This window comes from Salinicola sp. (assembly GCF_982684285.1).
The window spans coordinates 1-10190 of sequence record NZ_CEXLVS010000153.1; the positions used below are offsets into that span (position 1 = coordinate 1).

The window sequence follows — 10190 nt, forward strand, 5'->3', positions numbered from 1 at the left end:
CGCACGGATCCGCCTGGGTTCCAGCGCTTCGTCGAAACCGTCGATCTGCATGTCGGAGTTGCGCCGCGAGAGCCGATTGATCGGGCCCAGCAGCCGTTTGATACCGATCACGCAGAGCACCACCACTACCAGCATGCCGATCGCCAGCCAGGGCAGTAGCTGCAGCGCCAGGTACCAGAGCTGATCGTAGGCGCCGGCTCGTTCCGACTCGACCCTGATGCTACCTAGCGCCGACCACCCGCCGCTGATCTCTCGCTCGCTGACGGCGTTGGGCAACGCCACCACACGCTGGAACCACTGGGGCGTGTCGCTCTCGCGCCGGGAGTCGATCACCAAGGGCTCGTCTCGCCCCACCGCCTCGAGGCGAAGTCGACGCACCGACCCGCCATCGGCCGCCGCCCGCATGAGCGTTTCCGCACTGATCCAGTCGCCGATCTCGACGAAAGGCACCAGGGACAGGCTCAGCGCCTGGGCGAGATTGTCGACGTCGGCTTGCTGGCGATCGGCCAGCGAGGCTCGCGTCTGGTGCACTTCGATCGCGAAGATACCGGCCGAGAACAGGAACAGCAGGCCGACCATGATCGCGATCGAACGTCGGAACAGGCTCATGGAACTCTCCTCGTCAGCCCTGCGGGCGGTCGTTGGCAGGGTTCGCCCCGGGGTAACGATCGCCTGCGTCACCGATCATGCCGGTGTCCACCTGAAGCGTGTCCAGCAGTTGACCGGTCGCGGACAGCAGCCGGTAGTTGGCCTGACGTAGCGCGAACTCCGCCTGGACCCGGGCCTGCTGGGCGTCATAGAGCTCGGTCTCGCTGTCGAGCATGTCGAGCAGCGTGCGGCGACCGATGTCGAACTGCTTGCGGTAGTTGACCCGGGTCTGCTGACTGGCTTCCACGTGCCGATTCAGGAACGGCAGCTGGCTGGTGACGTAGTCGCGCGCGTTCCAGGCCAGCCGCAGCTCGTCGCGAATCTCGCGCAGGGAGCGGTCGCTGTCGTAGCGCACGGCACGCAGCGCCTCTTCCCGGGAGTGCATCTCGGCGGTGTCGATGCCGCCGCGATAGAGATTCCACGACATCACCAGGTCGGCGCTCCAGTCGTCCGCGTCATTGCCTTCGTAATCGTAGTCGCGGCTGGCCAGCCGGCTCGCCTCAGCACGAAAGGTAGGCAGAAAATCGCCACGTTCGGCGGCGACCTCGTGGCGCGCCGCATCGATCGAGCGCGATGCGGCAATGACCAGGGGGTTGTTCGCCGTCGCCATTGCCATGGCAGCGTCGAAGTCGCCGGGCACGTCGTGCATGTCGACGTCATCCGGCAACGTCAGATTCCTGGGCGACTCGCCGACATAGCGGATGAACGCGGAGACGGCGTCGTCGAGATTGTTGCGTGCGGCGATCAGGCTCGCCTGGGCCTGGGCCAGGCGACCCTCGACCTGGCTGGTGTCGGTGGCGGTGCCGGCCCCCAGCTCTTCGCGACGACGAATGTCGGCCGCGATGCGCTGGTGAGTGTCGACGTTGCGCTGCGCCAGCTCGAGCAGGCGCTGCGATCGCAGCACATCGAGATAGCTCTGGACCGTTACCAGCCCCACCTGATTGGCGGCAGCCGCGACCTGCCAGCGCTGATAGTCGCTCTCGGCATCCGCCTGGCGAATACGCTCGATCGTCGTGTTGCCGTCCCAGATCAGCTGCGACAGCGTGAGATAGGCGCGCCGGTAACTGTGGGGATCGCTGGACTGCGAGATACCATCGATCTCGCTCTCGTTCTCGCCATAGCCGACGCGCGCTTCCAGATCGACCGAGGGCAGGTAGGCGCCCCGCTGCGCCCTGGCGTCCTCCAGGTTCTGCTGATAGCGCGCCATCTCGGTGCGCGTGCTGGGATACTCCATGACCGCCTGCGTCACCGCCTCGGTCAAGGTTTGCGCCTGAGCGCTACCGGCGAGCGTTGCGATACCGGCGGACAGAACCCATCTCTTCATCATCACGCTTGTGTCACCCCTTTCTTGTCTCGCTGCGCGCTCAACGTTCACGCATCGCGCCCTGCTGCGCCCGGAGTATCGGTTTCAACAGGTACTGCAAAATGGTCTGCTCGCCGGTAACGATGTCTACCGTGGCCTGCATGCCTGGAATGATCGCCAGGTCGTCGACGTTCTTGCCCAGATGGTTGCTGTCGGTGCGGACCGTCACCTCATAGAAGGTATTGCCCTTCTCGTCCTCTTCGGTGTCCGGGCTGATACGCATGACCTGCCCCTTCATGCCGCCGTAGATGGTGAAGTCGTAGGCGGAGAGCTTCACCGTCGCCGGCTGGCCGACACGAATGAAGCCGATGTCCCGCGGCGCGATCCTCGCCTGGACCAGCAACTTGTCCTCGATCGGCACGATCTCCATCAGGCTCGCACCGGGATCGACCACGCCGCCGATGGTGTTGACGTTGATCGACTGCACCTTGCCGCGGACCGGTGACGTGATCAGCGTGCGATCGACACGATCCTGGAGACTGACACGCCCCTGCTGAAGACTGTCGAGCTTGTTTCGCACTTCGGTCAGGGCATCGGCGCTTCGCGACCGGAACTGCGCGGCGACGTCCCGACGCTTGCTGATCGCTTCCTGCAATTCGGACTGCTTGGCCGGGATCGACAGTTGCGCGGACTCCAGCTCACCGCGCTGGTCATTGACCTGACGCTGCAGATTGAGCAGATCGACCTGGGAGACGATGCCTTCCTTCACCAGCGGAGCGGTGATCCCCAACTGCTGACGCGACAGCTGGTAGCTGCGCGACAGCGATTCCGCCTTGGCCCGCAACTCCTGCAGTTCCTGCTGGCGCTGCTGAATCTGCGCGGCCGCCTGATCGAGCTGGGAACGCAAGCCATTGATCCGCTCGTTGTAGGCGCTGGAGGCAGCACTGTAGATATCCTGATTGGTCTCCTCGAACTCATCACTGAGCGGGATCGGTCGAGACGACACGCTGACCTGATCCCGCCACTCCGAGGCGTCGGGCGACACCGTGACCGAGGCGAGTTCCGCCTGGTACTGCGCCACGGACGCCTGCAAGCCGGCCAGGGTCGAGTTGCGCTCCGCCAGGTCAGAGGTCGCTCGCGTCGGGTCGATCCGCGCCAGCGGCTGGCCAGCCTCGACCAGATCACCCTCGTCGACGTAGATCTCGCGAACGATGCCACCTTCCAGGTTCTGGATCGTCTGCAGCCGGGAGGAGGGAACCACCTGCCCGGTGCCACGCGTCACCACCTCGATACTCGACAACCCCGCCCATACCAGAAATGCGATGAAGGCGGCCAGCAACACCCAGATGATGATGCGCGAGCGCCATGGAGTCGCCAGCAGCGTGGCGGCACTGGCGTCGTCGGCAAGCTCCAGCTCCCGCGCGTTCGGCCGTGGCCACTTGACGACGTTATCCGCGCTGGCCATGGCGCACCTCCTGCGGGCCGTCGGCCTGGGGCATTGTCGAGTTTGCTTCAGCGGGAGCCTGGACGCGGCCCTCGTTGAGCGCCTTGAGGACGGCCGCCTTGGGGCCGTCGGCAATCACCCGGCCGGAGTCGAGCACGATGATCCGATCGGCCACCTCGAGCATCGAGCTCTTGTGGGTCACCAGCACCAGGGTCTGGCTGCGGGGAAGATCCCTCAGCGTGCGGCGCAGCAGCGCCTCAGCGCGGTTGTCCATATAGGAGCCGGGTTCGTCCAGCAGCAGCAGCGCAGGGTTGGTCAAAATCGCCCGGGCCAGCAGCACCGCCTGACGCTGACCACTGGAAAGCAGCCGGCCGCCCTCACCGATCTGGCGATCCAGGCCATCGGGATCGCGCCGGGTGAATTCGCCCACCCCGGCGATGTCCGCCGCACGCTGGACCGACTCGTCACTGGCGTAGGGTTGGCCGAGGATGATGTTGTCGCGAATCGAGCCGAAGAACAGCGAGCTGTCCTGTCCAGCAAATCCGATATGGCGACGCACGTCCGCGGGATGAATCTGGTTGATGTCGAGACCATCGATTCGCACGCTGCCCGCGGTCGAGCGATAGAGACCGCTCATGAGCCGCTCGACGGTACTCTTGCCGGCCCCCATCCGGCCGATGATCGCGACCCGCTCCCCCGGCTCGATGGTGAACGAGACGTCGGTCAGCACTTCCGGGGACTGCTCGCCGTAACGAAAACCGACGTGGTCGAACTCGATGCGCATGTTGAGCTTGTCGCGATGGACGTAGTTCTTGGCCTCGTCGACCTCGTCGGGCAGATGCATGATCTGGTCGATCGCCGCCATGGCGCTGCGGGTCTGACCGAAACGGGTGATCAGCAGCGCCATCTGCGCCAACGGCTGCAGTGCCCGGCCGGTCAGCATGACGGCCGCGATCAGACCTCCCATCGACAGCTCGGCGTTGCCGATCAGGTAGACCCCGAGTACCACCAGCGCCACGGTGGACAGTTGATTGACCGACATGGTCAGCGACGATACCGAGGTGGAGAGGTTGCGGCTCTTGACACCCCACTTGGCGATCTCCCCCACGGCCCGCTCGTAGCGGCGCTGGGTCTCTCCCTGGGCATTGGCAAGCTTGATGCTTTCCAGGCCCGCCACGCTCTCTACCAACCGCGCGTGTTTTTCCGTCGCCAGTCGCGAGCCCAGCTCGATCGAGCGTTTCAGCGGCCACTGGATGATGATGCTGTAGCCGATCAGGATCAGCAGCGCGACGATCGGCACCCAGACCAGCGCACCGCCGACGATCCACACCACCAGCAGGAACAGAATCGCGAACGGCAGATCGACCAGCATGGTCATCGAGGTGAAGAAATCGCGAACGGAATCGAACTCCTGCAGATGCTTGACGAAGGCGCCCACCGATACCGGGCGCGCCTCCATCCGCAGATTCATCACCTTGGCAAAGATCTTGGCGGACAGCAGCACCTCGGACTTCTTGCCCGCCGTATCGAGGAACCACGACCGGACCTGGCGCATCAGCAAATCGAAGCCGACGATGATCGCCATCCCCGTTGCCAGCACCCAGAGCGTATCGAAAGCGAGGTTCGGCACCACCTTGTCGTAGACGTTCATGGTGAAAAGCGGTGCCGCCAGGGCGAACAGGTTGATCAGCAGCGAGGCGATCAGGACGTCACGATAGATCGGCGTCGAGAGCTTCAGCGTCGACCAGAACCAGTGCCCTTCGGCGAGCTTGATCGTCTCCGGGGCGCGGGCGTCGAAGCGGTGTTCCCGGCGAGCGTAGATCACCTGGCCGGTGGCCTGCTCGATCAACGAGTCCATGTCGACGGTCTGGGTGCCTTCAGCCTCCGGCAGGTAGACCGTCGCCTGCTTGCGCTCGGCATCGCGCTCCAGCATCACCACGGCGCGCCGGCCCTGCAGGATCACGATGCAGGGCAGCAGGATATCGGCCACGCGGTCGGCGCGCTGGCTCACCAGCTTGGCCGAAAGTCCGGCCCTCTGCGCCGCCCGCGGTACCAGCGATAGCGTCAGCCTGCCGTCGTCCAGCGGCAAGCCGTCGCTGATCACATCGGCCGATTTCGGCGTACCGTGATGCCGGGAGAGAAAGACCAGCGCACCCAGCAGCGGATCGATCTCCTTCTCTCCGGCAGGATCCGGACGAAGCGGTGTCGGTTCATCAACCAAACCAGTGGTCTCCTATCATTCGGCGGCGGACCTCAGCCGTCGAGATTGGTCTTGAGATTGCCGTGATCCAGCAGCGTCTTGATGATTTCGGTATCCGAGCCGCCGAGCGTTGTCATGTCGACGTTACTGAAGACGATCTTCTGCGTCACGGCGCCATCCGGGCCATCGGTCTTGATCTCCAGCGTCGAGCCGCCGCTGGTGGCGCTACCCGGGGCCCCATTCGCTTCGCCCTTGACGAAGTGGAGATACTGGGAGGCCAGCGATGCCAGCGCCGAGTTGGAGAGCGTGCCCGAACCGACATCGAGCATGTCGGACAGATCGACCACATCGCCACCGGCACCGCTCTTGAAGTCGGTGACCCGATCGACAGCCGGTGTCGCCGAGGAGCCCTGATCGCCGCGCATCCAGGCAAAGGTATCGCTGCCGTCGCCGCCCGTCAGGATATCGTTGCCCTTTCCACCTTCGAGACGGTCGGCGCCAGCGCCGCCGTCGAGGGTGTCGTTACCGACGCCACCGAGCAGGCGATCACGACCGGCACCGCCACTGAGCGTATCGTTGCCCTCGCCTCCCCGCAGGATGTCGTCGCCCTCTCCGCCGGTGAGAATGTCGTTGCCCTTGCCGCCGATCAGCACGTCGTCGCCCTTGCCACCCTGGAGCATCGTGCCGCTGTCGTTGGCCATCAGGGTGTCGTCGCCGTCGGTGCCGGTCAACGTCTGCCCGCGATGATAGTCGACGGTCACCGCCGCCGTGTCGGTGGTGCCATCGCTGTCGGTCAGGGTATAGCTGGAGGTCAACGTTGGATTCTGTGGATAGCCAATCCGCATGGTCAGATCGTAGTTCTCGGCCCCCAGGCCAGGATTAAAGAGTGTTGCATTGGCATCCTGGACGTTTTGGACCGTGATGGTGTAGTTGCGATCAACACCACTGCGGTTTGTAAAAGTTCCGCCATCGGCGAGCGATATATCGGTTCCCCCTTCTGCTCGATAAGAGAGTGCAACGCCTGCTGCTGCCGTAGTCGACAGTGTCATTGACTCGCCCGCACGCAGAGTCAACGTCATGGTATCGCGAGCATTCGCCCCGAAAGAGGGGAACAATAACCCCGTCGCACCCGCCAGATAACCGCGAACGATGGTCGTGGCAACGTTGGCGGGCTGATTCGCGATCGAAAAGCTGTTCCGATTGAGCGCAAAATTGTCGCTGTTGGTAAACGACTGCGTCTGCACGCTCGCCGCGGTGAAATCGGCCGCGCGATCCTTCCAGCCGGTGGTCAGCGTCAACCCGTTGGTAGTCGCCGTGGTGTCAGCCTTGATCGTGTCATTGGCAAGCAGTGCGTCGGCACCGATGGTCAGAGCCGGACTCAGAATATTGGTGATGATATGGTCGTCGCTGGCAACGGTGACGCCGCTCTTGACGTTGATGTTCATGACGCCACTGGCCGTATCGCCATCGCTGTCGCTCAACGTATAAGGGATGGCGTCGACACCATAGCTGCCGAGCTTGGCCGTGTAGCGATAGCTGCCGTCATCCATGTCCATCACCAGCTTGCCGCCCAGTGAAGTGGTGACGCTGAGCGTGTGAGCGCTGCTGTCGACGGTATAGGATGCACTGCTCGACGAGGCGGTAATGGCCCCACTGCTCTTGTCGAAGCTGTAGGTCACGCCATCGACGACCACACTCTTGACGTAGCCGCCGTCCCCACCGAAAGACGATAGCCCATGCTCGCCGCCGCTCAGCAGACCATCCTGCAACAGCGGCATCTGGACCGTGCCACTCACGATACTCGACAGCATATCGAGGTTGGTGACGACCACCGCATCGGTGTCGTCCCCCGTGCGGCCATCGTAGGACACCGGGTTGAGATGGGTCTGACTCACGTCGCCGCCGATCCCCAGCGCCAGCGAGTCGATGCCATTCTTGCCGAGGAACGCCTTCCAGGCCGCCTCTTCATTGGCATCGATACCGTCGCCCCGATTGACGTCCACGGTATTGCCGGGGTTGGTCTGCGATGCTGTCGGATAGGCGCTCGACAGCGTGGGTGCGCCGTCGGAGAAGAAGTAGGAGACGTTCTGCACCTCGCCGGTCAGCTTGCCACTGCCCTTCCAGGCGGTCTGGGCGTTGCTCAGCGCATAGTCGTAGTTGGTACCGCCACCGACCTCGAGCGCATCGACCGCCTTGAGCGCATCGGAGACCGTCATCCACTGCTTGGGTGAATTGTCGAGCTGATCGGAGAACGGTGCCAGCGCCACCTTGACGTTGCCGATGTCGTCGTACTTCGTCAGCATCTCCTTGATCGACTGCTGGAGCACCTGAAGGCGTGTCTGCTCGACGCCGCCAACGGTCACCTTGTCGTTCATGCTGGCCGAGGTATCCACGACCAGCAGCACGTTGGTGTTGATGGCGCCCTGGACGAAGCTGATCGCGCGGGTTTGTGCCACTGGCGAGTCATCCTCGACGGTGACCCCGATCGTGGAGTTGGCGGTGATGCTGCCATCGCTGACCTTGACGCCGAGATTGAAGCTTAGCGTGTCCTCGCCCTTGCCGGGATGGTCGAGGCCGGCCTTCAGGGTCACCTGATACTGCCCGTTGGCATCAATGGTCGCGCGAATCACCTCCTTGCCACCGGCCGAGCCGATCAGCGTGCCGCTGTCGCTGCCGCTCCAGGTGATCGCGGCGCCCCCGGAGCTGAGCCCCCCGGTCGGCGCGGTCAGGGTATAGGTCAGCTTGTCGCCATCGACATCCGTCGCCAGCACGCGTCCGCTTGCCGTCGCCGCATCCGTCGTATCGGAAATTCCCTTCGTGTCAGGCATGCCACCTGGCAACCCCTCCTCGGAGACGGTGGCGCTGTAGCCCTGGGCCGCGACCACCGGCGCATCGTTGACAGCATGCACGGTGACAGGAATCGCCACGGTGGTCGTCGCGCTGTCGCCGTTGCTGCCCTCGGTCGAGGTGACCTCGGCGGTCAGGTTGATCGTACCGTTGTAGTTGGCGGCCGGCTTGAGCGTCAGCGTGTTGAGATTCCAACCGCTTAGATCCACGCTGGTTTGCCCGCTGCTGCCGACGACGGTATGACTGCCATCGCTCAGGGTGGCACCTGCCGGAATACCGCTCAGCCTGACGCTGCCGAGCGTCTCCGAGCCGTCGGTATCGGTCAGTGCCGCGGCGATCTTGGACAGGTGGATGACCGAGTCCTCATCGCCTTCGTTCATGGCGTAGAGCTGATAGTAGCCGTTGCCATTACCATCGCCGCCGAGCAGCCCGGAGTGGTTGACGTTGGCGGCGTCGAGCGCGCTGGCATCCTGCATCAGTACATAGTTGGCAGTGTTGAGCGGGACTGCAGTGCCACCGTTGACGCCGACATTGAGCGTGTAGTTTCCGGCACCGGCCTGATTGTGATGATAGAGATCCAACGTGTAGTAGCCGGTCACCGTCGGTGTGTAGCTGCCGGAATAGTTGCCGGAACTACCGCCCCACGTCCCCTGAGCGACGACATTACCGCCGACGAGCACGCGAATACTGTCGTCTCCCGAGCCACTGAAAGCGTAGGTTTTCCCGGCCTCGAGATAGAGCAATCCCGACAGATGCGTCCCGGTGCCGGCGACCACATTGGCGTTAGCGGCCGTCGTGACGTTGCCACTGCTCGCCGGCGTGCCGGCGCCGTCGATGGCCGCCTGCATGACCTTGGGATCGGCCCCGTTGCCGTTGTTGCCAAGCGTCGTGATCGAGAAGGTCTCGCGCAGCAGGCCCTGGCCGTTGGCGCTGTTGCCACTCAGGGTGAGCGCGGGTGCGTCGGCCAGCGCAGTGACGTTGATCGTGGCCGTCGCCGGCGTCGCATCCATGCCACCTTGATTGTCGGTCGCCGTGTACTTGAGCGAGGTGGTGCCCGACCAGTTGGCATCGGGCTTGAAGTAGACCGTCGCCCCATTGCTGCTGGCCGCCAGCGTCGCCCCGGCGGTCAGCTGCTGGGTTCCTGCCGCGTCGCTGTAGAACCTGCCGTTGGCCCCCAGGGCGGCGATCTGGAAGCTCGCGATCGAGCCATCGACGTCCGTACCCGACAGATTGACCGCGATCAGCGGTGACGGATCTTCGGTGCCGGTGACACTGACATCCCGCGCCTCCGGCAGCTCGTTGGTACCCACGATGGTCACCGAGATCGTCTTCGCCGTGCCATCGAGGGTGGTCACGGTGAAGTTCTCGACCTTGCTCTCACCCGCTTTCAGATACTGCACGGCGCTGTTGGCAACGCTGTAATTCCAGTTCCCCCCGGCGGTGATGGCGAGCGTACCCAGGGTGCCAGCGGCGGCACTGGCGCTACCCGGCACGAAGGCACTCTGGGCATAATCGGCGTCGGTGACCGTCAAGGCACCGCTGGTCGTCAGGTTACCCGAGGTATTGACGTTGCTGTCCTCGGTCACCGAGCCGGTAGCGGCACCGGTGATGAACGGCACATCGTTGGTGCCGGTCACCGTCACGGTCAGTGTCGAGGTAGCAGTGCCGCCCTGGCCGTCGCTGACGGTGTAGCTGATCTGCGTCTTGTCGGTCTGCCCCGCGGCCAGACGATCGAATGCCGTGCCCGG

General features: G+C 64.0%; 5 protein-coding genes. All 5 read right to left on the bottom strand.

The window, feature by feature from the left end; genetic code table 11:
* On the bottom strand, positions 1-609 hold a 609-nt coding region (locus AC3AYF_RS13520; RefSeq protein ID WP_487779851.1), incomplete at its 3' end, for a LapD/MoxY N-terminal periplasmic domain-containing protein.
* A gap of 13 nt (positions 610-622) precedes the next feature.
* Positions 623-1972: a TolC family outer membrane protein gene (locus tag AC3AYF_RS13525; protein ID WP_487779852.1), complete on the bottom strand. Its 1350-nt coding sequence runs from the start codon at positions 1970-1972 to the stop codon at positions 623-625.
* A gap of 40 nt (positions 1973-2012) precedes the next feature.
* The gene (locus tag AC3AYF_RS13530) at positions 2013-3416 is read right to left on the bottom strand and encodes an HlyD family type I secretion periplasmic adaptor subunit (RefSeq protein WP_295039500.1); all 1404 of its coding nucleotides are present in this window, start codon (positions 3414-3416) and stop codon (positions 2013-2015) included.
* Positions 3400-5616 carry a type I secretion system permease/ATPase gene (locus tag AC3AYF_RS13535; protein WP_487779853.1) on the bottom strand — a complete coding sequence of 739 codons (2217 nt, stop codon included), beginning with the start codon at positions 5614-5616 and terminating at the stop codon, positions 3400-3402. Before AC3AYF_RS13535 ends, AC3AYF_RS13530 begins: the two co-directional genes overlap by 17 nt.
* 32 nt (positions 5617-5648) lie before the next feature.
* A partial coding sequence (locus AC3AYF_RS13540; RefSeq protein ID WP_487779854.1) for a VCBS domain-containing protein occupies positions 5649-10190 on the bottom strand: 4542 nt, incomplete at its 5' end.

Coding starts and splice junctions, on each gene's coding strand:
- AC3AYF_RS13530 (WP_295039500.1), bottom strand. CDS start 3,416: ATGGCCAGCGCGGATAACGTCGTCAAGTGGCCACGGCCGAACGCGCGG.
- AC3AYF_RS13525 (WP_487779852.1), bottom strand. CDS start 1,972: ATGAAGAGATGGGTTCTGTCCGCCGGTATCGCAACGCTCGCCGGTAGC.